We start from the raw sequence: 24438 nt of genomic DNA, 5'->3' as shown, positions 1-24438 counted from the left end.
TCTCTATATCCATAGATTTACGGCTATATCGATAAGCTTGATGCCAATGAACGGAACGATAATTCCGCCCAGACCGTAAATGATGATGTTGCGGCTCAACAGCTGCGACGAGCTCATCGGTTTGTACGTTACACCTTTCATCGCCAACGGAATGAGCAGCGGAATAATGACCGCATTGAAGATTAACGCTGACAAAATCGCCGAAGTCGGGGAACCTAGTCCCATAATGTTCAAAGCCTCCATATGCGGAATTGCAAGTGTAAACATCGCCGGAATAATGGCAAAATACTTCGCCACGTCGTTCGCAATACTGAAGGTTGTCAGTGCGCCGCGCGTCATAAGCAACTGCTTGCCGATTGCGACCACTTCGATAATTTTGGACGGGTCGGAGTCTAGATCGACCATGTTCGCCGCTTCTTTCGCCGCCACGGTGCCGCTGTTCATCGCAAGTCCCACATCCGCTTGCGCCAAGGCTGGCGCATCATTTGTCCCGTCACCGGTCATAGCGACCAGCTTTCCTTCAGCTTGTTCGCGGCGAATGACCGCAATTTTGTCTTCCGGCTTGCTCTCCGCAATGAAATCATCCACGCCTGCATCCCGTGCAATCGTGGCAGCGGTAAGCGGATTGTCGCCCGTGCACATAATCGTCTTGATGCCCATTTTGCGCAGCTGGTCGAACCGTTCCTTCATGCCCGGCTTTACCATATCCTTCAAATAAATGATGCCGTACATGACATTGTCGACAGCGACTGCCAGCGGCGTGCCGCCCTCCCGCGCAACCGCGTTCGCTTTGTCATCCAAGTCGGCGGGAATGACACCGCCTTGCGCAGCCACCCATGTCTTCACGGCGTCAACCGCCCCTTTGCGCACTTGGCGTCCGTCCAGTAAATCGATGCCGCTCATCCGAGTTTCCGCTTTGAATTCGATAAATTCGCCGCCTTCCGCAAGAGAGGCTTCATACGAAAGCAGTTGTTTCTTCATCAGCTCGATGACCGATCGACCTTCCGGCGTTTCATCCTTCACCGAGCTGATCGCTGCCCATTCTGCTACTGCAGCGAGCGATTGGTCGCTGACAGGAATGAATTCGCTTGCCATCCGGTTCCCGAACGTAATCGTGCCGGTCTTATCGAGAATCATCGTATTAATATCTCCAGCCGCTTCCACCGCTTTACCGGACATCGCCAGTACGTTGAATTGGGTCACGCGGTCCATCCCGGCGATCCCGATAGCGGACAACAGCCCGCCAATCGTCGTCGGAATGAGGCAGACAAGCAGGGAAATGAGCACTGGAATTTCCAATTCGATTCCTAAATAATTCGCTATCGGGGCAAGCGTCATGACAACGATGAGGAAAATGAGCGTCAAGCTGATAAGCAACGTGTTCAATGCGATTTCGTTCGGCGTTTTCTGCCGCTTCGCCCCTTCGACGAGCGATATCATCCGATCCATGAACGATTCGCCCGGGTCACTCGTAATCTTCACCGTAATCTTGTCACTGACGACCCGAGTGCCGCCGGTGACGGAACTGAAATCTCCGCCCGCTTCCTTGATGACCGGGGCCGATTCACCAGTAATCGCGGATTCATCAACCGAAGCCAGACCTTTAATAACTTCACCGTCACCCGGAATCATATCGCCTTGCGCTACGATGACGATATCCCCTTTACGCAGATTGGCCGACGATACAACCTTGATTCCATTGCCGACTACTTTGTTCGCGACGATATCTTTCTTCGCCTTCTTCAACGAATCCGCCTGCGCCTTGCCCCGCCCTTCGGCGAGGGCCTCTGCGAAGTTGGCGAACAGCACGGTAAACAACAAAATAAAGAACACGGTCACGTTAAAACCGATACGCTCCTCCGCGCCAAAAACTTCTGGCAGAAGCACCATGAGAAGAACGACGAACGTTCCCAATTCAACCACGAACATGACCGGATTTTTCATCATGATTACGGGATTGAGCTTCTTAATACTATCTATCGCGGCTTGCTTGATCAATTCGCCGGTTAACAACGATTTTTTGTTGGCTGAGTTCATTTCCGTTTCACCTCATCTACTAGTTCCTGATCAAAAGGGATATTATTGAACAACCTCTACTATCGGAGTGTCAGATGTTCCGCAATGGGTCCCAATACAAGCACGGGCAAGAAGGTCAGTGCGCCGATAATGAACACGGTTCCGACGAGGATGGCCGTATACAGCGCATTGTCCGTACGAAACGTTCCGATCGTTTCTGGTATCCACTGCTTCTTAACCATCGAGTCTGCTACACCGAGCAGCGCAATAATCGAGATATACCGTCCGAACAGCATAACCAGGCCCGTAGAAATATTCCAAAATGGCGTGTTGTCTGCCAGCCCCTCGAATCCAGATCCATTGTTTGCTGCCGACGACGTAAACTCATACAGCACTTGAGAGATGCCGTGATAACCCGGATTGGTTATGGACCCCCTGCCCAAATCGGTCAGGAAAGCGATCGCCGTTGGAACTAAAATAATGAACGGATGGGCCAAAATAGCAATCGCCACCAACTTCATTTCCCTGGCCTCAATCTTGCGTCCCAGAAATTCCGGCGTTCTCCCGACCATAAGACCGCACAAGAACACGCCCAGTATGGCATACATCAACATATTGACCAAGCCGACACCGTCTCCGCCGAACACACAGTTCAGCATCATTTGCCCCAGCGGCACTAAGCCGCCGAGCGGCGTTAATGTATCATGCATATTGTTGACTGTGCCGGTCGTAGCTGCCGTCGTTACGGTCGTGAATAGGGCGGATTGGGCAATGCCGAAGCGCACCTCCTTCCCCTCCATGCTGCCTTGCGCAGCATCGATGCCAAGTGCGTTTATCGCCGGATTGCCTTGACTTTCCGCATAATAGGCCAGCGACAAAAACATGAGAAACAGCATGCTCATCGCACCGAAGATGACCCACCCTTGCTTCTGATTGCGGGCAAATTTGCCGAAGGTGTAAGTCAATGCAGCCGGGATGCACCACATCGATAATATCTCAATCACATTCGTAAGCGGGTTCGGGTTCTCGAACGGATGAGAAGAGTTCACCCCGAAAAATCCGCCGCCGTTCGTACCCAAGTGCTTAATCGACACCAGCGAGGCAACCGGGCCCCGCGCAATGGATTGCACGTCTCCTTGCAGCGTTGTCGCCTGCACCGTAGCCCCGAAGGTTTGCGGAACTTGCAATGCAACAAGAATAAGCGTCACAACAACTGCGAGTGGCAGCAGTAAGCGCGTATGCGCCTTGACAAAGTCAACGAAAAAGTTGCCAAGCGTATTTCCTTTGGACGTAATCCCGCGAATAAAGGCGATGGCCACGACGATACCGGTGGCCGCTGACGTGAACATCATCATCATAATGACCGCCATTTGCGAGAAATAGGTCAGCCCGGATTCACCGCTGTAATGCTGTAAATTCGTGTTAGTCATAAAGCTGATAATCGTATTGAACGAGAGTGTCGGCTCCATATTGTCGATGCCGTTCGGATTCAGCGGCAGCAGCTTCTGCACTCGCAAAATGATATATCCTAGCACGACCAGCACAATGTTGGTCAAAATCAAACTGAGCGTATATTTCTTCCACGACATGCCGGAGCGGTTCTTCAGACCCGCAATGCCATAAATGACATTCTCGAACGGTGTAAACAGCTTGTCGGTCCGGTTCGGTTGATTAGAGAACACATGGTACATATAGCTCCCTAATGGTTTGACAAGTAGAAGCAGCAGAATAAGAACCGCCGCAATTTGCAAAATCCCCATGGATAGGCTCCCCCTCTAATGTATAAGTTCGTCGTTCGGTTAAAATTTTTCCGGATGAATCAGCGCGTAAATTAAGTACAGGAACAGAAACACGATACAAATGGTGAGGAACATCATCGTTCGTCTCCTCCCGTTTGTTCGACAACTTTGCCGCACCATGCCAAAAATCCGCAGAACATGGAAAAGACAAGGGCTAGAGCAGCAATCATATATAGATCAGACATGTGACAACCTCTCTTCATTAGCATTGTTTTTAACACGCAATCGTGCTCTCACGCCCAAAAAAGGCAATAAAAAAGAAACCTGCGAGAAAAGGAACTTTCTCGTGGTTTCTGGGCACAGTCTATTAAACCGTGTCACACACGACGATCGTTGCCTCTCTCCGTACGCTTACGAGGTTAGCTGACGGATTCGGGCGCGAGAGTCGCCCTACCGACAGTGAACTGTCGGATTCACCCCGTGAGCTCGGTCAACTATGCGCCCAAGCTCGTTGGTTCCCCCGCTTTCTGCTTTACAGAAATTAAGCGATAAATTTGAAAAGGTACAAGCTATGATTTTCATTATTTTCATGAGAAGACAATAAAAAGCCACAGAGGCATAAACCCTGTGGCCGATTAATCGATCACGAGTCCTCATCCTCTCTCCTACGCTTACGAGGTTAGCTGACGGATTCGGGCAGTGAGAGTTGCCCTACCCCGGAATTAGACCCATAGAATCCAATTCCGCAGGATTCACCCCATGACCGTTCTCCGACTCTCACATCGGAATTCGATCAGATGTTGGTTCCCCCGCTTTCTGCTGTGCAGAAATTAAGCGATTCAGAATGCTGAACGGATAATTTAATTCATGAACGTATATTACGTCTCGGCAGTTACTTTGTAAAGCAGCCAAATTTCCAAAAATGACTAGAAAACGGCGGCTTTTGGTCTGCCAAAATCGATTTATACTTCTAAATCCATTTATCGCGTTCATTATCTCGTTCTTGCTCGGTATTTCAGAATACTTCCTCTGTAGGGCGCATCATATGAGCACAGTCTCCCTTCACCCATTTTGCGCAGAAATCGTGATGCGGTTTCTGCATTTTCAGAAAACATTAGCTTTTCGAAGAAACAACCGTAAAATCGCGAAATAAACAGTTCCTATTTGTAAATAAAACCAATTTCCCAGCCGATTCGATGAAAATATACGGTTTTTTAACTGTTTTCACATTGTACAAAGCATAAAGGAAATGAGTAAGATACGTGTCGTACACCATCATTCTTTCTGATTGTTCAATTATGCCGCAGCAACCCGCGGCAATCAGTCATGATGGCTTCGCTGCGCGCAAGACAATGCCTGGAGGGAATGAACATGGCAAAGCAGCAAGCGGAACGAATCATTAGCAATTTGGAATTGTATCAAATATCTGTGTCGTCCGGACACGGATTGGAAGGCGGCTCAAGGCCGCTAACGTTGGTATTGAAAATTTCCTGCGCAAACGGCGCCGTTGGTTGGGGCAAGTTACTGTTTTATCATACTGCTCCGCACTTTGATCTCATTCACTGGTCGCGGCGGCTGGATCAGGTAAAAGGGAAAACTGTAGTGGAAGCATTCGAGCTTGTGGAGGAGATGAAGGGAACGTGGTGCTTTGAGAAAGTTCAGCTTGCAAAGCTCGCCTTAAGGGATTTACTTCCTCTGTCCAGACACCGTTTCTGTCCAAAGGAACGCCTCTTAATGGAGAGATCGCAAGCCTATTATTGCATTATCTGAATGGGCTGCGGATAAACAGCGAAAGCCCCCAAAAATTGGGGGCCGTATGTATATTTGAACTCAATGAATAAGTCAGGCTGCTTGCTCCGCAAAAGAAGAGGCCGAGTATTTAAATGCGAGATAACCGAGGTAAGCATATACAGCTACAGAGATCAGGGAATTAACACTAATGGCCATAAAGGGAAACAAAATCAGAACGGCTTTCGCCCAAAGGCCATACGGCAAATACTTGATATCGCTGGATATAAGCGTCAGCCATACTCCTAGCAGAAAGGAATAACCAGCAACCGCGCTTAACGGAATCGTATAAAACATAAAGTCCAAGACACCATAGCTAGAATAGGGCAGCACCTTGAACAGTAAAGCTTGAAGAAACCCGACTCCTATCCCGCCAAATAATAAATACAGCCTAAAAGGCGAAGTCAATTACCTCATTTATCCTTATGCATGAATTTATAGAGAAGCGCCCTTATCGCGAGCCGGGCGGACAGGCGTATTTCCCGAATTGACGACAATCATGACGATTGTCAACTCCGCCGCCACTCCTAGCGATTGGGCAAGCGCACCGATAGTGCCGTTCCATCCAGGCGTCATCCAGACACATAAGATGAGAGTCGCAATCGTAAGAACGACGTTCCCCATTTGAGATCTCATCATCATTTTCGTCTGTCCGCGCATCATGATGATTCCGTTGCCATAGTCGATCCACGGAAAAATGAAGCTGTACAGCATGAGGACCCGCAGCGTGTCTAGGCTCGCACGCATCAATTCCTCGTTCGCCCCCATCACCTGCGTCAATATCCATGGTCCAATCGGTGTGAAGCTGAGCAGAGCCGTCAGCAACCCGGGAAGAAAGGCGAGTGTAAACGCAAAGCGTTTGACTTTCCTGCTATCCTTCGCATAGAAATTGAGCACGATTTGATGCAAATAAGTAAAAAAACTGAGCACAAGCAGGTTAATGCTGCTCGCAAGCGCAAACGAAGCAACCGCAAGCTGCTGTTCCGCCGTTTTCCCCAGCATGGCATTGATAGATGGTCCGATCAGAACGGCAATAAAGGATGAATATAATAGCGGCTTATAGAATTTGAAAATATGGGATCGGTTCGTAATGGCGTGACCTTCCACCTTATCGGGAATGCTATGTCTCAACAAGTTGCGTCCCTCCAACCAAGCGACCAGACATTCTATAGCCATCCCCGACAAAAAAATGATAGCTCCAGCCTTGCCGCTGTTCACACCCGTCCGAATAAAATACAGCGACAGACCATACATGGCAGCCAAACGGATTACCATCCCGATGGTCAGCCACTTCGTCCGCATATTATAAATAATGATGCCATGATATAAGCAGCGGATTCCCGAAAATATACTGACGAACATTAATATCCGGTATACACCAAGCGTCGGCTCTAAGGCTGCCTCCTCCACACCGAAGAAGTGGCGAAATACGACCGTACCGAGCGGAGTGTATGCAATAATCGTGTTGAGCAGCATAATGCAGGCCAACACATAGTTGCTGATTGAGGTCATCGCCCGGAAAGAATTCCGATCCCGAACCAAGGTTGAGCAGGTCTGCCTAAGCAGAATACCCGGCCGCTCCGTCAAGCTGTACAGGCTCAATGCGATGGCATAGGTAGAAATAATAAATTCCGGATTCGGTGACCTTGCAAGCGTACTGTTAATAATAACGTGGGATACCGTAACAAGAGTAGAAGAGAATCCTAAGGGCAGGAAAAAGGCAAGCATCTGCTTATACGTTACGGGATGTTCAGATATCGAGCTGTCATTCATGTTGTGTCCTCATTCAATATGATCGATTTGTAAAGCCTGAGTTCTAGTATACTGAACGCGGTCAGAAGTACCAATGAGCAATTTCCCGTCAATTCGCGAAAAAAGCCCCTGCTCGTTAATGGAGCAGGGACTTTCATCACTACAAAGTAAACTTGCGCAGCTCTTCTTGCAATTCCTTCATTTTCCGATTCAACACGACTGCAGAATCCGAAATTTCTTCGACGATTGCCAATTGTTCTTCGGAAGAAGCGGCCACGCTCTGCGAACTTTCTGATGAGCTTCTTGCAATTTCCGCCAGATTCTCAAGGGAAGCCGCCACCTCTTCACTGCCAGCGGACATTTCTTGAGCTGCGGCAGACACTTCTTGAACCTGTTCAGTAACATCTTGCACAGATGTCCATAACAGTTGAAAGTTATCGCCTGCGACCTGAACGATTTTCGCCCCTTCCTGCACCTCAATCGCGCTGTTTTCCATCGCTTCCGCCAACTGTCTCGTATACTTCACGATGGAATGGAGCATTTCGGCGATTTGCTCTGTCGAAGCCTTCGTTTGTTCGGCTAGTTGCCGCACTTCTTGCGCAACCACACCGAAGCCCCGTCCGTGCTCGCCCGCTCGCGCCGCCTCTATGGAAGCATTGAGCGCCAACAGATTCGTCTGCGTCGCTACATTGCCGATAATGCCAACAACCTGTTCAATCTGCTTCGATTGTTCGGTTAACGACTTCGTAATCTCCACGGAACGGTGGACAGAGGTGTTGATATGATTCATCTGCTTCATCGTCTGCTGCACGACTTCATTACCTTGCTGCGCCGCACCTGCTGCCTCAAGGCTGAGCTCTGATACCGTCGCGGTTGATTCGGCGATCCGTTGAATGCCGATCGCAATTTCCGACATCGCCGCTTTGCTCTCTTCCGCACCCTGCAGCTGTGTCTCCGAGCCGGAGGCGACTTCCTGAATGGATCCGGATATTTCATGACTCGACTGAGCCGTTTGCTCCGCGATAATCGATAGTTGATCTGACGATTCAGCCACATGGTCCGCCGTAGACTTTACATTCGCAACAAGCTGCTTAATGTGGATCATCATCACATTGAAGTTGTCTGACAGAACACCAATCTCATCTTTGGACGTGACCGGGATCGTCACGGTCAAATCGCCGTTCGCCGCCCGCTTCGACAGCTCGGACAATTGCTTCAACGGCAGGATGAGACGGCGGATCAGCAAGACAATAATAGCAATAAACATGGCACCGGTAGCCGCTCCGACTCCAACTGTTTTCCACAGCATCACGTTCAGGTCGTCATTAATTGTTTCATTATTGAAATCGACGGCAAAAATCGCTACGGTTTGATTTTGTTTGTTCTGGATTGGTTTAAAGGCCGTAATCCATTCCCCATCCTCATCCTCGTACATATCGCTAAGCCCGGTGCCCGTCTCCTTCATGTCCTGAACCGCTTGAATAAGCTCGGGCGGAAGCTCGTAGTTGTCACCAGGCTTTATGCCCGTGTCAATGAAAGACTGGCTCCCCTGCAGCAATTTCAAATACGATTTCCCATCCTGTTCGATCATTTCGGGAAAGAGCAAATACGTATTGCTGATGAAATTGTCCCGAATCATGCCATTCAAGCTATTATGTATCCATGCAATACTCTGATCCTTGACATATTGCAATGCGTCTAACGATTTTAGCTTCTCGGCCGCTCCGGCGATGCCCTCCCATTCGAGTTCGATTTGTTTGGTAAGGGTCGTATGGAGAGAAGATAGTTCTCCATTGTAAATGCTCCGTTCCATCATGTAAGAGAAGGTCGTGAACACACCTGACATGACAGCGAGAAGCACCGTCATAGCGACGACAGACTTGAATACCAGACTTTTGTTTCTCATAGATTAGCCCCCTTTTGACTGATGAGCAGGTTGAATACGGGCTGTTCCTTGCGTTGTCGCCGGTGTACACGTACCGTATGTCTGCTGTAGTAGCAATTTTACCAGCTATATATCGTCAATATTCGACAAAAATGAATAGCGATAGTTTAAATTTTAAATAAATTTTATGTGAATTTTTCTTTACAAAAAAAAAGCGCGCCCCTCTTTAGAAGATGACACGCTTACCCATACCGCTTCCGATTCGTGACATGAAGCCAGTTCATGATTGCAGCGCCTTGCGGACGCTTAATATATATTTGGATTGATCGAGCGGATTAACTCCTCGCCGCGGGCAAGTAACCGAGATGTCCGGCGGACATTGTTCATAGCCGTCAAAAAAGGTTGCGATCGTGCCGCGCCCTTTCGTCATGGAGCCAAGCTTGATCGGATAGTCTAACGAGGTGGCCGCCGGCATCCTCCCTTCCAGCGTCATCCGCCCGCCATGCGGAACCGGGGCTTCGAATACACCGCGCATTTGCACAAGATCATTCATTATTTTCCCCCGAACTCTTCGGGCACTGTAATGCGGAATTGCAGCATCGGCTCCAGCAGCATCGTTTCCGTATTGACAAGCCCGTCCATAATGCCCATCGGCGTCGCTACGGCAAAATCGAGCGGGTGCGTATGCCATACATGGTGTTCCCCTTCGATAAGAGTCACCTTCAGGTCGACGACTTCCCAGCCGTACAGCCCTTGCTGCAAAGCCTGAGGAACGCGGCGCGCCACTTCATTCTGATATTGGGGCAGTAAATTCTCGGCACGAACCTGCGAGTCGTACTGCAGACCGCTTCCGCATGGGCCCGGTTCGATTTTGAAGCGGAGCACAGCGCGAATTTGCCCGCTTTCATATAACATATGCTCGGTCGTCGTCGTCTTCCCGGCATCCACATGGGCGAACACGCCCACATTGCGCCGGACTACTGTTGTTTTAGCCATGCTGCTTCCCCTCGCCGCTCTATGTCTTCATTCGTTGTTCACTTGTTGAATCAAGTCCTGTTGTTGAATATAATGCAACTTCTGCCCAAGTTCAACCACAGCTGATGATACTTCGCGATCTAACAGCACAAAAAAACGCACAAGCATCATCGTCATTCATTGACAGATATATGCCTGTGCGTTATATGCAATTGCTTAAAATTCAAAGCACAAGTAGCTGAGCGTTCCTACATCATAGCTGCGATGCAGCACTTTGGCCTTGCTGTCCGGATTAGAGCTTCCCAATGCGATCAGCAGCGGGACAAAATGCTCCTCTCTTGGAACCGCTAATGAAGCATGCGGCGCCAGGTCTTGGTAAGCAAATAAATCGTTCATTTTCTTACTCTCCACCTTATCGATGAGCCAATCATCGAATTGAAGAGCCCATGTCTCCGCTGTCTTTTGTCCCCATTTCAACGTGCGCAAATTGTGGACGGAAGCTCCGCTGCCGATGATAAGCACATCTTCATGCTGGAGTTCACGTAAAGCTGCTCCAATCTTCACCTGCTCCTCAGCTGACAAATACGCATTGACCGATACTTGGACGACTGGTATATTCGCTTGCGGATACATGTGCTTTAACAGCGACCATGAGCCGTGATCAAGTCCTCGCGATGTATCCCGCTGGACTTGTATCCCACTGGCGGTAAAAAGCTCCTCCAACCGAGCGGACGCTTGCTCAGATCCGCGGGCCGGATATTGAACGCGATACAGCTCATCCGGGAATCCATAGAAATCATATATCGTCTCGTATGTCTCATTTGTGCAGGAGAGCGTCAAGTCGTCACTTTCCCAATGGGCACTAAATATGACGATAAATTCGGGAGTCCAGCTTGCACCCAGTTCCGCCAAAAAGCGGGTATATTCATTATTCTCCACCGCAATCATCGGTGATCCGTGGCTTAGAAAAATCGACTTGCCCATCATTTCCTCTCCTTTTTGCTCATGTGCTCGTCTCGTTATAATGCAGATAAAACAGCCAGAATAACTTCAACTAGTTGTAACCAAATCAATTACAACTACATTAAAAAAATTAGCACATTTTCTCGTCTATTTTATGCTTCAACTCGGCTGAAAGTTGGTCGAGCGTTATTTCCCCCAGCACTTGCTCCATCGCAGTCTGCGCACGCAGCATTACGAGCTGCAGCACCGATTCAATATTGGCGCCGACTGGACATTGCGGATTCGGATGCTCATGGAAGCCGAACAATTCGCCTTCCTCCACTGCTTCCACCGCCCGGTACACGTCGAGGAGTGAGATCTGCTCTGCCGGCTTCATCAGCGTGGCACCACCTGTTCCCGAACGAACTGCCACCAAGCCTGCCTTCTTCAGCTGGCTCGTGACGCGCCGGATAATGACTGGATTCGTGTTAACACTGCCCGCCATCCATTCCGATGTATGATGTGCGTTCGGCTCGAGTGACAACAATGACAGAATGTGAACGGCTACACTAAAGCGGCTGCTAATTTTCATGCTGCTCACCCTTTCTTGTAACAATTATAGTTACAGCGCAGGTGGATGTCAAGACGTGTCGGATCGTTCCGTCGGGGCAATCAAAACAAAAGCGGCATCGTGCTTGAACTACTCAAGCCCGCTGCCGCTTCGAACCTCATCAATATTCATATGAAGGTTTGCGCCGGTACATCAGCGCAATGCCGGCTACAATCAACAGCAAGGCGAGCGTACCGCTGCCGGCGCCAGAGCTCGTAAATACGCCGAAGGAAAAGATAGCGAAAAAAAGCAAGGACATGCTTCCTAAAATGTAAACCGGAATAAGCAGCCATTTGTTGCGTATGCCGAGCAAATAAAATTCGAACAGTCCAAATGCGACGGCCAAAGGAAATCCAGGCCACATATACTCCCAGGCGTCGAACAGCATTGAAATCTGACATACGACGCCGCTGACGAGCAAGATACCTCCCGGAATTAACAGCCCTGGTGCCCGTCTATGCAAAAAGACGAAATACATAACATGAAACAAAATTCCCAGCGGAATTACAAATAGAATCGGCCAGAAATAGCCGAAAATAAATCCGGGGTCGCTCAGCCGTAAATTCCCCCAGCCGCTCCATGAAAATAAGACGAGAAGCAGCCCTAATCCGATAAATACGCTTGCTTCCGCATTTCTTCTTGTTATCATGCGATTCACCCTTTTCTTTCAAATTCTTTTTTCTATTTTCTTTAATTAAATGACATTATTCCATTGTCCCTGATAAGACGTTTCAACCTATGAGCATTCCTTCAATATAGGGACAAAAAAATTGGCATTCTGGGTGAATTTATTGGGTCAACTTTTATTGGTTCAACTTATTGAACAAACGTAATTTCCTGCTCCAGCCACGAAGCTGCGTGATACGCTTTATCGATACCTAGCTTGTGGATGTTCTCTTTTGCTACCGTCTTATATTTCAATATCGTTGTAAACGGCACCGTGAACGGGAATGGAGCGACTCGAATTTCTTTCTCGCTCACCCACTCCGCAACGAGAGGCTTGCCTGTATCTCGGTTGAACGGTTCCGTCCGTTCGAAGCCTTCCTGATACCACGGGAACTCGTCTTCCTTGCTCACCCCAGGCTTATTAAGACACACGAACAGCGACAAATCGTCGCAAAATTGCAGCAGCCTGAAGTGACTATGAATAAGATCTTCGGGCAATTCGCCAAGCTGTTCTCGCACTCGCTTCTGCCGTTCACGTTCTTTGCGCAGGAACCCAACCACTTCCTGCTGCTCCTCCAGATGGAAGAAGGACGCAAAGTGCATACTGCACAGCAGGCTTGCATACGGGTTCATCGCTTCAATCTCATCGAGCCCGATCCGGTAGAAGGCCAGCTTCAGCGCGAGTGGAAAATCCATGAACGTATATGGCACCTGCTCTGCATCGTACCAGATCGGAGTCTTGTCAAGTCCAATCCAACTGCGATCATGCTCATAAGCCGCTAATACGACATCTTCGAAGCGCTCCGTGCGTCCCAACAGCTGTGGATTAAAGTGGCGCGCCATTTCACCAGAAAGAAAACCATGGTCATGCTGCTGAATAAATATGATTTCTTGCTCATTTGTGCGGATGATCATATTTGTCTCCTCCTTATGTTTACGATAAGAGAATCAGTTCCTATGTCTATTGAAATAACTGCTTTCTTACTATATTAACCGAATCAGGACCAAATGGCCTTGATTTATTCCACATTGTAATTTACGCTATGAAGAGACAAGTATATAGGGGGAAGATCATTATGAGCAAAGCGAAACGATCGCGCCAAAAGGCCGAACGCGCCGGACACATGAATCCGGAATTGATCCGCAATTGCTGGACGCGCAAACCGCGTACCCAAATCGTACCGAATAAGAGAGCCGAGCAGCGCCGGAAGCTATGCCGCAAAGGGATAGACGACGGTGCTGTTTTTATTTTTCCTGGTCCGCATTTAATTGCTCGATAACCCGCTTATTGTTGCACCTAATTCTCTCTTCACGCTCCTTTCTAGCTGCGGCTCGCTCAAGCTTTGCACTTTCTGACACATTCATTACGATTACGCTCTGCAACGCGACAATAATGCTTATTCCGATCAAAAATGCCAATTCCTCCACGAACAAATAGCAAACAAATAGAGCGACCAGAGTAAAACAGCCAATAATTACACCCAGTACGGATTTGTGCATAGGAAACCCTCCTCTCATTTGCAGGACACCTTATACTCTTATACAATAAGGATAAAGAATGGCTCGGAAAGAAAGGAAGAACGCAATGGCCAACACGCATACCTATTCTCGCGGCGAAGAAATCGCCAATGCGATCACCCATGGCGTCGGCGTCGTGCTCAGTGTCGCAGCCTTGACACTGCTCATCGTATTTGCTGCGTTATATGGTGACGCAATTCATGTCGTCAGCTTTATCATTTACGGAATTTCCATGCTGCTCCTATACACATCCTCCACCTTAGTACACAGCTTTCCTGAAGGCAAAGTCAAGGATCTGTTCGAAACGTTCGATCATGCGTCCATCTATTTATTTATAGCGGGAACGTACACGCCGCTCGTTCTCATTGCATTGCCGAAGATGCTCGGCTGGACGCTCTTTGCCGTCGTATGGACGCTCGCCGCCGGCGGGGTCGTGTTCAAGGCGTTCTTTACGAAGCGCTTTCTCTTTATGTCGACGCTTCTCTATATCGGAATGGGCTGGCTCATCGTGTGGGCATGGGGACCGCTCTCGGCGGCGATGCCGCCAGCTGGGCTGACGCTGCTAGTGACGGGAGGCATACTATATACGGTAGGTACGATATTTTATGTGTGGCGCGGATTCCCGTTTCATCATATGATTTGGCATCTATTCGTGCTAGGGGGTTCAGCGGCTCACTTCTTCGCTGTGCTGTCGCTTGTACAGATTTAATAACGATGATATGTAATCGCCAATCCCCGCTTCGGCAGAGGTTGGCGATTGTTGTATATACCTGAACGGCTATGTTTCTTGAAATGGTGCTGTAGAGCGGCGGACAACCAGTTCCGGTTCAAGCACTACCTTCTGGTAAGTCAAGTCTCGGCTTCCGTCCTCTTGCGCGCCCTGTTCCATAATATCGGCCAAAATGGTGGCGGCGCGGCGACCGATTTCCGCTTCATTCTGATACACATGGGTGAAGAACGTCTCCCGTTCTTCAAAATGTTCCGGATCGTCAAACGTTACAATTGAAATATCTTCTGGTACGCGAAGTCCCATACGTGTCGCAATCTGAGCCATGCGCATGCCCAGCTTGCCATGCAGCGCGATATATGCACTTGCCATCCGGCTCCGCATGTAGCGGGCAAGCACCGACTCATCCGCCTCTGTGCCCACCGGGATCGAGAAGTCCGTCAAAATAAGTGCCGGATTAATCATCGCCCCGCGGCGTTCGAACTCATTCATATATCCTGTAATGCGATCCTGCACACTCACACATTCCCGATATGCATCCGTACAAATCGCAATATCGCGATGTCCAAGCTCCCATAAATGCTCCACCGCCATCTGCGCGCCCTTCCGGTTATTAGAGCAGACGTAATGTGTCTCCACCCCAGGCAAATAGCGATCGATAAGCACAAACGGAAAGCCGCTCACCTTCAAAGAAAGAATTTCTTCATTATACGTGTCCTCATCGACCGGGAAGAGAAGCAGACCGTTGACGCCCATTCGAATGAATTCACGAATTTGCTGCTCTTCGCGGCTTTTAGACCCGCCACTGAACGCGACGATAATCGAATAGCCTCGTTCTTGCAGCGTGTTCTGAATGGAATTAATTAAACGAATTGCAAAATAATCATCAAGCGTCGGCATAAGAAAACCAACCAGCCGTCTGTCTGCCGCATCTCTTGGCACGATACCCGTTGTACGTGAAGCAGAAGCCATCTTCGGAACATTCTGTTCCTCCTCTTCACGAAGGCCCGCACTCTGCGGGAGATTAGTCGCCACGAAGCTGCCGCGACCAGGAACGCGATAAATCCACCCTTCCTTTACAAGAGCTGCAAGCGCATTCACTACGGTAATGCGGCTGACTTGAAATTGCTCCATGAGCTCTTTTTCCGTTGGAATACGGTCATTGCTTTGCAGCTTCCCGCTTTGAATCATCTCTTCAATATAGCGATGAACCTGCATGTAGAGCGGGGAACGAGAATCATAACTCATCCGAATCATCCTTAATTATAATTTAATATATATAATATATCATTTACGAACAAGATACAATATTAAAGCGGTTAAAACATAAGAAAAACCTCTATCGACCCTTTCGAAAATGAGCGGCCGCGTTTAAAGTTTCGTTATATCGTCTCATGCAGAAGGGCCTTGTTCAGACAGTCCATTTAAGATATTTGCTTGAAACCGCTCGCGCTTCTAGAGAAGGTTTGCCATAAAGACCTTTCGGCCACTATCCCAATTATTCAGAAAATTGCGAACAATACCGAATCTGCCATCCTCATAAGCATTCGAGCTCAAGATTGCAACGGTAGCAGTACTCGTCCGAATAAGCTTGCAAATATGTACCGCCCAAGCCGTTAGTACTTGCAGTGGAGACCAACATAAGTGGTGTTCGATGATATTCGTCTGGCCTACCTCCTGCTCAATTCGAAAAAAGCAAGAAGGATAGTTTGGGGTACCCCTTGCCTCATCCATTGGATTTGATCCAATAAAACAGCGACGTAGAGCTCTTTACGGTTGGTTCCATTGGAGTTCATCCAATCGATTGACACTCCCTCCGCTCCGATGGCTGGAAAACAGCCCGATCCATTGGACAAATTACAGTTCACACGCCGTTTAGCCACCGAGTCCGTACATTTGACTGTATATTTTCCAACGGCGTTTACTTCAACTTGCCTCGACCTCAGACCACGAAAAAAAACGCGTTCTGCGTCGCCCGCTCCAAAAGAACATTTAGTCATCCACTTTCCATCCAATAACCCGTTAGATCAATAAGTACCGAACCAAAATACGCAATCTGATTCATTGGGAGAGTGGACAAAAGAGCAATTCGAAACAGGAAAAGTGTACAGGAGTGATAGCTTAGAGATGCTCAAACGTAAAAGGGGGAATTATACTTTCAATAATTATAAAAAAGAGCGGAATTATCCGCTCCAACCAGGTTTTCTATTCCGCAGTCTTCGGTACAAAATCAAAAATCTGTCCGGTTTCAAACGTCTCGATTAACCGCTCCAACCAATGATAATAAGCTTCAGCCTCGTGCATCTTCGTTAGATCCCGTCTGACAATGACAGCCAGCGTATCATCATCCAGATGTTCGTTCATAAGCCCTTCAAGCTCTCTCATCGAACGGCGTATCGCCAACAGATTCATTTCAACCGCTTTTCTCCACTCTAAACTGAAATAATCGGCAAATGTCTGATACCAATCCGCTTCGACTTCATACAAATCTTTGCGTTTTCCTTTTTCCCATACTTTGTGCACCATTTTCATATCGACAAGCGTTCGAACACCCGTGCTCATGCTTGTTTTGCTCATTTCCATTTCTTTTCCCATCTCATCCAAAGTCATGGGATGGTCGCTAAAAAACAGCAATCCGTATAAATGACCTGTCGAATGCGTCATTCCGTACAAATCCATATTTTGTCCGATCGCTTCAATGACACGATTGCGAGCCTTCTCCACCATATTCTGCTGGTACTCCGTCAACTGTGCGAACGTTGCCATATGCCAATCCTCCTGTGCCGAATCGTAAAAGATGCAACGCGCTCCTATCGATTCGAAACCGCTGTCTGCTCACTTTATATTTGTTGCGTATTTCTATTGTAAATCCTTGATAAAAAGTCTTCTCCAAGGTTCCAACAAACATTGTATGGGAGGCCAAACGAAAAGTAAAGCACCAAATGGGGTAGGAATATTCAGGATACGGGAGGATATGGACGGATAAGTTTGTACAGTTTTTTCTGAACGTATTATACAAACTGTTTCCAAGGTTGTTCTCTAAAATTTCCAAAGGATACAATAGAAGCAGTGATTACTCTCACTATTCAAACACGCAAGAGAGGTGAAGCGAGTGTCCATCATTAACGTCAATGGAGTGACGAAAATATTTGGCACACAAGAACAAAGAGCGTTCACTCTGCTGCAGCAAGGGTGGTCAAGGGAACGGCTTGCGAAAGAAAAACAAGCGACCGTAGCTGTCAATCAAGTGTCCTTCTCGGTAGAAGAAGGCGAAATATTCGTCATTATGGGACTGTCGGGCAGCGGGAAGTCCACGCTCGTACGTATGCTGAATCGGCTGATTGAGCCGACCGCAGGTGAAATTTGGTTGAAGGATCGCGATATTTCCAAGCTAAATGATGTGGATTTACGACAGGTCCGACGCAAAACGATCGGAATGGTATTTCAGAAATTCGCCCTCTTTCCCCATCGTACCGTGCTCGAGAACGCGGCCTACGGCTTGGAAATTCAAGGCATGCCGAAAGATGAGCGTTACAAGAAAGCAAGCGAAGCGCTCGGTCTGGTCGGTCTGAACGGATGGGAAGACAAATATCCCGACGAATTGAGCGGCGGGATGCAGCAGCGTGTCGGACTCGCAAGGGCCTTGGCCAACGATCCGGACGTATTGCTCATGGACGAGGCATTCAGTGCACTCGATCCGCTCATACGCCGCGACATGCAGGATGAGCTGATTGCCCTGCAGCAAAAGATGCATAAGACAATTATTTTTATTACGCATGATCTGGATGAAGCGCTTCGCATCGGAGACCGCATTGCCTTATTGAAAGATGGCAATCTCGTGCAGATCGGAACGCCGGAGCAAATGCTGATGGAACCGGCGGACGAATATGTGGAGCGATTCGTTGAAGGCGTGGACTTATCTAAAGTGTTAACGGCTGCTCATATTATGCGCAGACCGGAGACGATATCCCTCGACCGCGGTCCGCGTGTCGCTCTGCAATTGATGCGGGATATCGGAATTTCCACGTTGTTCGTCGTTGGAAAGGATAAGTCTCTTCAAGGAGTCGTTACGGCCGAGCAGGCGAGCGAAGCGGCCCGCAGTGGACAATCGCTGCAGGATGTTATGACGACTGACATTCCGGTAGTCTCGCCAGACATCGTACTAAATGATTTATTTGCTTTGTCTGGAGAAGTGAAGCTGCCGATTGCAGTTGTCGATCCGGATGGCAAGCTGCTTGGAGCGATTGTGCGCGGAGCCATACTTGGCGCACTGGCAGGCAATATGCCGAACGGCGCCATCGCGGAAGAGACGGAAGGAGTGAAGCCTGATGCGGCTCAACATCGGTGAATGGGTCGAGCAGGGCGTAGATTGGCTGGCAACGTATGCGGACGGTTTTTTCCAGGTGATGTCGACCGGGATTGAAGGCAGCGTAGACGGAATATCCGGCTTATTTTTATGGCCTCCTGCTTATGTATTTATTATCATATTAACTTTACTGGCGTTCTGGGTAGGACGGTGGTCCTTATCCTTGTTGACGCTCATTGGTCTCTTTATTATTGAAGCGCTAGGTTACTGGGAGCCTACGATGAACACGTTGGCGCTCGTTATTATATCGACGCTGTTGTCCGTTATCATCGGCATCCCATTAGGAATCGCATGCGGCAAAATGGACCGATTATCAAGCATCGTCCGCCCGCTGCTTGACTTCATGCAGACGATGCCAGCATTTGTATATTTGCTGCCTGCGGTAACATTCTTCGGTTTAGGTATTGTACCCGGTGTTATTGCCTCTGTTATCTTTGCAGTTCCTCCTACAATTCGACTGACCGAGCTAGGGATTAGGCAAGTTCCCCATGACATGATGGAAGCCGCCTCCGCCTTTGGATCCACTTCGATGCAGACACTGTGGAAAGTCCAGCTGCCCGTAGCTATGCCAACCTTGATGGCCGGTGTCAATCAGACGATTATGTTGTCTTTGTCCATGGTCGTAATCGCATCGATGATCGGCGCTCAAGGCATCGGGGCTGAAGTATACCGGGCTGTGACGCAGCTCAAGATCGGCCAAGGATTTGAAGCCGGGCTCGCGGTCGTATTGCTGGCCATTATTATTGACCGTTTCTCCCAACATAGCTTGAAGAAACGCAATACTCAAAAACAAGGAGCGTGATTGTGCATGAAGCATAACTCAATGAAACGTTGGATGGTATTGGGACTTATCGTCGTCATCGGATGGACATTAGCCGCCTGCTCTAATTCATCGGGTTCGTCAGACTCCAAAAAGAATGAAGACACGAAGACGGGCAGCGTAGGCGCTCAAGTCGATTACAAAATTATCGGCATTGATGCTGGCGCAGGCATTATGCAAGCGACCGAACAAGCGATCGAGCAATACGGCTTGAAGGATTGGAAGCTTATTGAAGGCTCGGGAGCAGCGATGACCGCCGCTTTGGCTAAAGCGATGAAGAAAGAAGAGCCAATCATTATAACCGGTTGGACACCCCACTGGAAATTCGCCAAATATGATTTGAAATATTTAGAGGATCCAAAAGGCGTATACGGCGGAGACGAGCAAATCCATACGATCGCCCGCACAGGTCTGAAGGAAGATCAGCCTGAGGCTTACAGGGTGTTGGACCAATTTGAATGGACCCCAGATGATATGGCGAAAGTGATGGTTGCCGTTCATGACGGACAGGATCCAAAAGAAGCAGCTAAGGAATGGGTTAGCGCAAACGGAGACAAAGTTGAAGCGTGGGTGTCCGGCGCACAGCCTGTCGAAGGTCAGAAGCTAAAACTAGGATATGTCGCATGGGATTCGGAAATCGCAAGCACGCATGTTGTCGCGCAAGTGCTGGAAGAGAAACTCGGATATAAGGTAAATCTCGTTCAGGTGGAAGCCGGACCGATGTGGACCGGCGTCGCCAACGGCGATGTAGACGCCATCGTCGCGGCATGGCTGCCGACAACGCACAAAGATTACTATGACAAATTTAAAGACAAGATCGACGACTTGGGACCGAATCTGGACGGAACGAAGATTGGTCTCGTTGTACCGAAATATATGGATATCAATTCGATCGAGGATTTATTGAAATAGAATAAACAACGTATCGGGGGCATGCCGCCCCCGATTTTTCATGTTATGCTAGGCTTTCATCCACGCACAGCTGCGGAACAGGGCATATGCTATCCATGTCATAATCCCATTCCAAAAGGAGCGATTTCCACCGATGACACACTATGTCCGTTCGTCCAACTATGGACCCCAAGCCGTGAGTGGCTACCCTTATCCTGATCATGGTTGTTGTCCCAAGCCGATGCCCATGACCATGCCGATGGTGAAGCCAGCTGCCATGAAAAAACCGAAGCCATGCCTTCCTCCGATGCCATCCGCCAACGTGACGAATGTAAGACCGAAATTCATGGAACACCTTATGGAACATCTGGGCGAGCACATTACGGTAGTAACCAAATGCGGAAAGCTTGAAGGCAAGCTATGCGACGTCTGTATCGATCACCTGGCCCTCATGACGCACGGATCACACAGCAAGAAAGCACACGTGCTGTACGATCAGATCTGCTATTTCATGTAAAGTAATCCGGGGGCGTTGCGGAAAGCAAGCCGGACTTCCCCTGCTGCCATCCTGCAACCTCTCGCCTGAATAGGAAAAGCGCCTGTCAACATGGGCTGAATGTAATGCTTTACGTTGACGAGGCGCTTCTTATCATTTTATAGCAGATAACCAATTATTCAGGAACGAGGTCGGCTGGCCGACCACGAGGAACGTCAGCCGGTGCAATGCGCGCGTACATACCGTATAGAACAGCTTCCGATCCGATTCGTGTCCATAGGTCTGTTCCTCTGCGTCGTAGACGATGACGGCGTCAAATTCAAGGCCTTTTGCCAAGTAAGACGGCACTACCCATTGCCCGGATACGAACTGCTTCGTATGCTTCGATACGCGCTTCAGCTGCGGATGGAGAGCATGCAGCTGCGCGTGCACGCGTTCTGCCGCCGCTTCATCCTTTGTAATAATCGCTGTCGATAACAGCTTGTCTGCCTTCATCCTCTGCAAGCAAGAATCCAAATACTGCAATCGTTCCGACTCATCAGACAGCATATGAAGCTCGGGCTTATCGCCCTCGCGATTGAATGGCTCCGCCTCTTCCCCATAAGGCAGAACAGTACGGGCCAACTCCATAATATCAAGCGTTGAACGATAGCTCTTCGTCAAGCGGATGACTCCAACCTGCTTGTCCGCAAACATCTCCTCCACCGAAGCGACGGAGCTCATACGGTTCGCTTCATAGATCGCTTGGTTCCAATCCCCCAATATCGTAAAGCGGCTGCGCGGGAACAAACGCTTCAGCAGCGCATACTGGAACGGCGAATAGTCCTGCGCTTCGTCCATAACCACATGCCGGATATGGTTAAATGTGTCGAAGCCCTCCACGCTCTCTATTAAATATAACAGCGGTGAAGCATCTTCAAACGGGATCACACCTGCTTCGAAACGTTCCACCGTGCGCTTGCCGATGTCATCAGCATATCGCTCCGATGCCATCGGATCCGTGGCCGCTCCAGACTCCTGAACAGTTACGCCGGCTTGCTCTGTCCAGGTTGGCAACCCTCGCATCAGGTCCAAGTACATTTCTTCCCATTCGACAAACCGCAGCTTCTTGGCTTGCACGCGCATGAGCTTAAGCCATTTATTGACCTGCTTCCTGCTCATGCTCCGCAGCTCATCATCCGTTCCCAAATAATTAGGCTGGGCTGCCAGCTTGCGATATACGCGCTTCACCTCTCGTTCCGCCCAAGCCTTCAGCTCGGTCAGCACCCAATCCTTCAGCTTATCAATGCGCGCCGGCAGGGACCAATCCGCAAGCGGCCCGTAAAATTGATCCGCCAGCTGCTCCGCCGAGATGATCGTCCGTTTTGGTGTACCAAAGCGGATGAATCGCATTCCCTCTGTCTTGAGCGAATCCATGTACGTATCCAGCACCAGCTTGTAAGAGGCAGACGCTTTCCAGCATGCAGCTACCGATTCTATGTCGGCGATGTCTTCACCCACTAATTGCGAAGCAGTGCCCATGAGCCGCTCCTTCTGGTCATAAATATCCTCAATACGGCGTTCCGTCACAAGGCGATGCTCGATATATGACTGGTAAGTTGTCTGGGTCATATTGGACTCGCCCAGCTCTGGCAAAATGTTAGATACATAGTCGTTAAACAAATCATTGGGTGAGAACAGCACAATTTGCTCCGACCGCATGCTGTCGCGATATTTATAAAGTAAATAGGCAATACGCTGCATCGCGGCCGACGTCTTCCCGCTGCCTGCCGCACCTTGCACGACGAGCACATCATGCGCATCATCGCGAATGATCGCATTCTGCTCGCGCTGGATTGTGCTGACTATGGTCTTCATCTTCGTATCTGCGCTACGCTTCAGCATTTCTTGCAGCATATCGTCGCCGATCTGAATACCGGTATCGAACACGGCTTCCAATCGTCCGCCTCGAATCAAATATTGCCGCTTCAACGTCATCTCGCCTTCAATCATGTCTGCCGGAGTTCGATAGCGGACTGGCCCAGGGGCATAATCATAGAAGAGGCTCGCAATTGGCGTGCGCCAATCGTAGACGAGATGCTCTCCGCTCGCTTCATCCGTTACGGACATAAGGCCGATATAGACTGGCAGCACTTCTGGGTCCGTCGTTTCCACAAAGTCGACACGTCCGAAATAGGGAGTATCAATATGTTTGCGCAGTTTGTTCATCCACTTGGCAGCGTGCGCTTGAACGCGCTCATGACTCGCTAAGTCCTTCGCCTGCTGCATGATGCTGACATACGTTTCGAACATCTCGTCTTTATCGACGGTCACCTCATCCCAGAAATGGCGTTTCATTTCTACAATTTCGGATTGACGGTCGTCAACGGTCGCTTCCAATTCGGCGATCTGTCGGTCCATCAACTGCAGCACGCGCGTTAAATAGAGCTGCTCGTCATCTATGTTAGAAGGTTTACCGTGCACGTCGGCACTCCTTTCTGCCCGTTGGGCAACACGAAATCAATTTTCAAAATATATAAAAGCTGTTCAAAAAGTCTTTTTTGAACACGCACTATTATAGCCTACTTTAGGCCCCATGTAACGTCCCGGCGCTACAGTTAGTATCTTCAACGTCATCCAGATGTAAAATGATGGTTTCCAAGCCATGGGTGATGGAGCTTAATGACATGCTTGCGGCATTGGGATGGACGGCCGCTTGCTCGGGCAAATACGGAATATGGATGAAGCCGCCGCGCTTTCCTGAACCGTCAGGCTCAATATGAAGCTCATGCATTAACGTATAGAAGATCGCGTTGCAGACAAATGTCCCCGCTGTATATGAGATCGAGCATGGTATGCCGGCAGCACGCAATGCTTGGCGCAGCGCTTTTACGGGCAGACGCGACCAATACGCGGCAGGTCCGCCCCGCATGACCTCGTCATCTGTCGGCTGTGCTCCGTCGTTATCCGGTATGCGCGCATCCATCAGATTGATGGCTACCCGTTCCAATGTAATATCCGGTCTTCCTCCCGCTTGTCCGATGCAGAGCATGGCATCTGGCGCGAACGTATTCATCGCTTCACGCAGCGCAGTTCCTGCACGCGCGAACGAAGTCGGCAGCTGCACCGCGTGTACTTGGTAACTGCCAATAGTACGTCCATGGAGGGAGCGTACCGCTTCCCATGAAGGGTTGATGCTGTCTGCTCCGAATGGGTCAAAGCCCGTTAGTAATAAGTTTTTGCTCATATTGATGCACCTCTTATGTAT

25 protein-coding genes and 2 riboswitches are annotated in these 24438 nt (G+C 49.2%); of the genes, 7 read left to right on the top strand and 18 right to left on the bottom strand.

What is annotated here, in order from left to right; genetic code table 11:
- Positions 1-3: 3 nt before the first annotated feature.
- The 3 genes from kdpB to kdpF are packed head-to-tail and all read right to left on the bottom strand — an operon-like array spanning position 4 to position 3890.
- Complete coding sequence (kdpB, locus tag M3650_RS13460) at positions 4-2037, bottom strand: potassium-transporting ATPase subunit KdpB (RefSeq protein WP_251575408.1); 2034 nt, start codon at positions 2035-2037, stop codon at positions 4-6.
- A 59-nt stretch (positions 2038-2096) separates the two neighbouring features.
- A complete protein-coding gene (kdpA, locus tag M3650_RS13455; RefSeq protein WP_285848446.1) occupies positions 2097-3776 on the bottom strand; it encodes a potassium-transporting ATPase subunit KdpA in 1680 nt (559 codons plus the stop codon).
- A 39-nt stretch (positions 3777-3815) separates the two neighbouring features.
- Complete coding sequence (gene kdpF / locus M3650_RS32605) at positions 3816-3890, bottom strand: K(+)-transporting ATPase subunit F (protein WP_369011121.1); 75 nt, start codon at positions 3888-3890, stop codon at positions 3816-3818.
- 257 nt (positions 3891-4147) lie between these two features.
- A riboswitch (cyclic di-AMP (ydaO/yuaA leader) is annotated at positions 4148-4313 on the bottom strand.
- A 95-nt stretch (positions 4314-4408) separates the two neighbouring features.
- Positions 4409-4602: riboswitch (cyclic di-AMP (ydaO/yuaA leader) on the bottom strand.
- Between the two features lie 524 nt (positions 4603-5126).
- On the opposite strand from kdpF, the gene M3650_RS13450 reads away from it, so the two are divergent.
- Complete coding sequence (locus tag M3650_RS13450; protein WP_251575407.1) at positions 5127-5525, top strand: hypothetical protein; 399 nt, start codon at positions 5127-5129, stop codon at positions 5523-5525.
- Between the two features lie 72 nt (positions 5526-5597).
- Here M3650_RS13450 and M3650_RS13445 read toward each other — a convergent pair whose 3' ends face one another.
- From M3650_RS13445 to M3650_RS13405, 9 genes are all read right to left on the bottom strand, one after another.
- Positions 5598-5840 (bottom strand): hypothetical protein, encoded by a 243-nt coding sequence (locus tag M3650_RS13445; RefSeq protein ID WP_251575406.1) that lies wholly within the window; start codon positions 5838-5840, stop codon positions 5598-5600.
- Positions 5841-5978: 138 nt separating this feature from the next.
- Entirely contained in the window at positions 5979-7316 is a 1338-nt protein-coding gene (locus M3650_RS13440) for an MATE family efflux transporter (RefSeq protein ID WP_251575405.1), read from the bottom strand.
- 139 nt (positions 7317-7455) lie between these two features.
- A complete protein-coding gene (locus M3650_RS13435; RefSeq protein ID WP_251575404.1) occupies positions 7456-9201 on the bottom strand; it encodes a methyl-accepting chemotaxis protein in 1746 nt (581 codons plus the stop codon).
- A 259-nt stretch (positions 9202-9460) separates the two neighbouring features.
- Positions 9461-9733, bottom strand: coding sequence for a hypothetical protein (locus M3650_RS13430; RefSeq protein WP_251575403.1), 273 nt, complete (start codon positions 9731-9733; stop codon positions 9461-9463).
- On the bottom strand, positions 9733-10176 hold the full coding sequence (locus M3650_RS13425) for a GTP-binding protein (RefSeq protein WP_251575402.1): 444 nt from the start codon (positions 10174-10176) through the stop codon (positions 9733-9735). The genes M3650_RS13430 and M3650_RS13425 overlap by 1 nt, the downstream gene beginning before the upstream one ends.
- Positions 10177-10371: 195 nt before the next feature.
- Complete coding sequence (locus M3650_RS13420) at positions 10372-11139, bottom strand: dioxygenase family protein (protein ID WP_251575401.1); 768 nt, start codon at positions 11137-11139, stop codon at positions 10372-10374.
- Between the two features lie 109 nt (positions 11140-11248).
- Positions 11249-11689: an Rrf2 family transcriptional regulator gene (locus tag M3650_RS13415; RefSeq protein ID WP_019423549.1), complete on the bottom strand. Its 441-nt coding sequence runs from the start codon at positions 11687-11689 to the stop codon at positions 11249-11251.
- A gap of 139 nt (positions 11690-11828) precedes the next feature.
- Positions 11829-12356: a hypothetical protein gene (locus M3650_RS13410; RefSeq protein ID WP_019423550.1), complete on the bottom strand. Its 528-nt coding sequence runs from the start codon at positions 12354-12356 to the stop codon at positions 11829-11831.
- A 167-nt stretch (positions 12357-12523) separates the two neighbouring features.
- Positions 12524-13288 carry a DUF3891 family protein gene (locus tag M3650_RS13405; protein ID WP_251575400.1) on the bottom strand — a complete coding sequence of 255 codons (765 nt, stop codon included), beginning with the start codon at positions 13286-13288 and terminating at the stop codon, positions 12524-12526.
- 161 nt (positions 13289-13449) lie between these two features.
- On the opposite strand from M3650_RS13405, the gene M3650_RS13400 reads away from it, so the two are divergent.
- A complete protein-coding gene (locus M3650_RS13400; protein WP_083858936.1) occupies positions 13450-13653 on the top strand; it encodes a hypothetical protein in 204 nt (67 codons plus the stop codon).
- On the opposite strand, the gene M3650_RS13395 is transcribed toward M3650_RS13400, so the two are convergent.
- A complete protein-coding gene (locus tag M3650_RS13395) occupies positions 13619-13873 on the bottom strand; it encodes a hypothetical protein (protein WP_251575399.1) in 255 nt (84 codons plus the stop codon). The two genes, M3650_RS13400 and M3650_RS13395, sit on opposite strands and share 35 nt — an antisense overlap.
- An 85-nt stretch (positions 13874-13958) precedes the next feature.
- Between M3650_RS13395 and trhA the strand changes: the two genes are divergently transcribed.
- Positions 13959-14600, top strand: coding sequence for a PAQR family membrane homeostasis protein TrhA (gene trhA, locus M3650_RS13390; protein WP_019423553.1), 642 nt, complete (start codon positions 13959-13961; stop codon positions 14598-14600).
- Between the two features lie 69 nt (positions 14601-14669).
- Here the strand turns inward: trhA and M3650_RS13385 are convergent, their stop codons facing one another.
- Together M3650_RS13385 and M3650_RS13380 are read right to left on the bottom strand one after the other, a co-directional pair.
- Positions 14670-15866 (bottom strand): GntR family transcriptional regulator, encoded by a 1197-nt coding sequence (locus tag M3650_RS13385; RefSeq protein WP_251575398.1) that lies wholly within the window; start codon positions 15864-15866, stop codon positions 14670-14672.
- A 957-nt stretch (positions 15867-16823) separates the two neighbouring features.
- Positions 16824-17384 carry a GbsR/MarR family transcriptional regulator gene (locus tag M3650_RS13380; RefSeq protein ID WP_251575397.1) on the bottom strand — a complete coding sequence of 187 codons (561 nt, stop codon included), beginning with the start codon at positions 17382-17384 and terminating at the stop codon, positions 16824-16826.
- A 346-nt stretch (positions 17385-17730) separates the two neighbouring features.
- Between M3650_RS13380 and M3650_RS13375 the strand changes: the two genes are divergently transcribed.
- Genes M3650_RS13375 through M3650_RS13365 form a run of 3 tightly spaced genes read left to right on the top strand, consistent with a single transcriptional unit; the run spans position 17731 to position 20716 of the window.
- Positions 17731-18966 carry a quaternary amine ABC transporter ATP-binding protein gene (locus M3650_RS13375; RefSeq protein ID WP_251575396.1) on the top strand — a complete coding sequence of 412 codons (1236 nt, stop codon included), beginning with the start codon at positions 17731-17733 and terminating at the stop codon, positions 18964-18966.
- Positions 18947-19786, top strand: coding sequence for an ABC transporter permease (locus M3650_RS13370; protein WP_019423558.1), 840 nt, complete (start codon positions 18947-18949; stop codon positions 19784-19786). The genes M3650_RS13375 and M3650_RS13370 overlap by 20 nt, the downstream gene beginning before the upstream one ends.
- A 6-nt stretch (positions 19787-19792) precedes the next feature.
- Complete coding sequence (locus tag M3650_RS13365; protein WP_251575394.1) at positions 19793-20716, top strand: glycine betaine ABC transporter substrate-binding protein; 924 nt, start codon at positions 19793-19795, stop codon at positions 20714-20716.
- Positions 20717-20914: 198 nt separating this feature from the next.
- On the opposite strand, the gene M3650_RS31960 is transcribed toward M3650_RS13365, so the two are convergent.
- Positions 20915-21043, bottom strand: a complete 129-nt coding sequence (locus M3650_RS31960) for a hypothetical protein (protein WP_285848445.1) — start codon at positions 21041-21043, stop codon at positions 20915-20917.
- Here M3650_RS31960 and M3650_RS13360 point away from each other — a divergent pair.
- Entirely contained in the window at positions 21042-21212 is a 171-nt protein-coding gene (locus tag M3650_RS13360) for a DUF2642 domain-containing protein (RefSeq protein WP_251575392.1), read from the top strand. The two genes, M3650_RS31960 and M3650_RS13360, sit on opposite strands and share 2 nt — an antisense overlap.
- Before the next feature lie 132 nt (positions 21213-21344).
- Here M3650_RS13360 and helD read toward each other — a convergent pair whose 3' ends face one another.
- Together helD and pcp are read right to left on the bottom strand one after the other, a co-directional pair.
- A complete protein-coding gene (gene helD, locus M3650_RS13355; protein ID WP_251575390.1) occupies positions 21345-23654 on the bottom strand; it encodes an RNA polymerase recycling motor HelD in 2310 nt (769 codons plus the stop codon).
- A 103-nt stretch (positions 23655-23757) separates the two neighbouring features.
- Positions 23758-24417 carry a pyroglutamyl-peptidase I gene (gene pcp / locus M3650_RS13350; protein WP_251575388.1) on the bottom strand — a complete coding sequence of 220 codons (660 nt, stop codon included), beginning with the start codon at positions 24415-24417 and terminating at the stop codon, positions 23758-23760.
- Positions 24418-24438 lie beyond the last annotated feature (21 nt).

Origin of the sequence: Paenibacillus sp. MER TA 81-3 (assembly GCF_023713585.1) — a bacterium.
In the GTDB taxonomy this organism is placed as follows: domain Bacteria; phylum Bacillota; class Bacilli; order Paenibacillales; family Paenibacillaceae; genus Paenibacillus_B; species Paenibacillus_B profundus.
This window is presented reverse-complemented; position numbering and strand designations above follow the sequence as displayed.

Coding starts and splice junctions, on each gene's coding strand:
- M3650_RS13450 (WP_251575407.1), top strand. CDS start 5,127: ATGGCAAAGCAGCAAGCGGAACGAATCATTAGCAATTTGGAATTGTAT.
- M3650_RS13395 (WP_251575399.1), bottom strand. CDS start 13,873: ATGCACAAATCCGTACTGGGTGTAATTATTGGCTGTTTTACTCTGGTC.
- pcp (WP_251575388.1), bottom strand. CDS start 24,417: ATGAGCAAAAACTTATTACTAACGGGCTTTGACCCATTCGGAGCAGAC.
- M3650_RS13440 (WP_251575405.1), bottom strand. CDS start 7,316: ATGAATGACAGCTCGATATCTGAACATCCCGTAACGTATAAGCAGATG.
- M3650_RS13370 (WP_019423558.1), top strand. CDS start 18,947: ATGCGGCTCAACATCGGTGAATGGGTCGAGCAGGGCGTAGATTGGCTG.
- M3650_RS13415 (WP_019423549.1), bottom strand. CDS start 11,689: ATGAAAATTAGCAGCCGCTTTAGTGTAGCCGTTCACATTCTGTCATTG.
- M3650_RS13430 (WP_251575403.1), bottom strand. CDS start 9,733: ATGAATGATCTTGTGCAAATGCGCGGTGTATTCGAAGCCCCGGTTCCG.
- trhA (WP_019423553.1), top strand. CDS start 13,959: ATGGCCAACACGCATACCTATTCTCGCGGCGAAGAAATCGCCAATGCG.
- M3650_RS13445 (WP_251575406.1), bottom strand. CDS start 5,840: ATGTTTTATACGATTCCGTTAAGCGCGGTTGCTGGTTATTCCTTTCTG.
- M3650_RS13360 (WP_251575392.1), top strand. CDS start 21,042: ATGGAACACCTTATGGAACATCTGGGCGAGCACATTACGGTAGTAACC.
- kdpB (WP_251575408.1), bottom strand. CDS start 2,037: ATGAACTCAGCCAACAAAAAATCGTTGTTAACCGGCGAATTGATCAAG.
- M3650_RS13425 (WP_251575402.1), bottom strand. CDS start 10,176: ATGGCTAAAACAACAGTAGTCCGGCGCAATGTGGGCGTGTTCGCCCAT.
- M3650_RS31960 (WP_285848445.1), bottom strand. CDS start 21,043: ATGAATTTCGGTCTTACATTCGTCACGTTGGCGGATGGCATCGGAGGA.
- M3650_RS13405 (WP_251575400.1), bottom strand. CDS start 13,288: ATGATCATCCGCACAAATGAGCAAGAAATCATATTTATTCAGCAGCAT.
- M3650_RS13400 (WP_083858936.1), top strand. CDS start 13,450: ATGAGCAAAGCGAAACGATCGCGCCAAAAGGCCGAACGCGCCGGACAC.
- kdpA (WP_285848446.1), bottom strand. CDS start 3,776: ATGGGGATTTTGCAAATTGCGGCGGTTCTTATTCTGCTGCTTCTACTT.
- M3650_RS13435 (WP_251575404.1), bottom strand. CDS start 9,201: ATGAGAAACAAAAGTCTGGTATTCAAGTCTGTCGTCGCTATGACGGTG.
- M3650_RS13420 (WP_251575401.1), bottom strand. CDS start 11,139: ATGGGCAAGTCGATTTTTCTAAGCCACGGATCACCGATGATTGCGGTG.
- M3650_RS13385 (WP_251575398.1), bottom strand. CDS start 15,866: ATGAGTTATGATTCTCGTTCCCCGCTCTACATGCAGGTTCATCGCTAT.
- M3650_RS13410 (WP_019423550.1), bottom strand. CDS start 12,356: ATGATAACAAGAAGAAATGCGGAAGCAAGCGTATTTATCGGATTAGGG.
- M3650_RS13365 (WP_251575394.1), top strand. CDS start 19,793: ATGAAGCATAACTCAATGAAACGTTGGATGGTATTGGGACTTATCGTC.
- M3650_RS13380 (WP_251575397.1), bottom strand. CDS start 17,384: ATGGCAACGTTCGCACAGTTGACGGAGTACCAGCAGAATATGGTGGAG.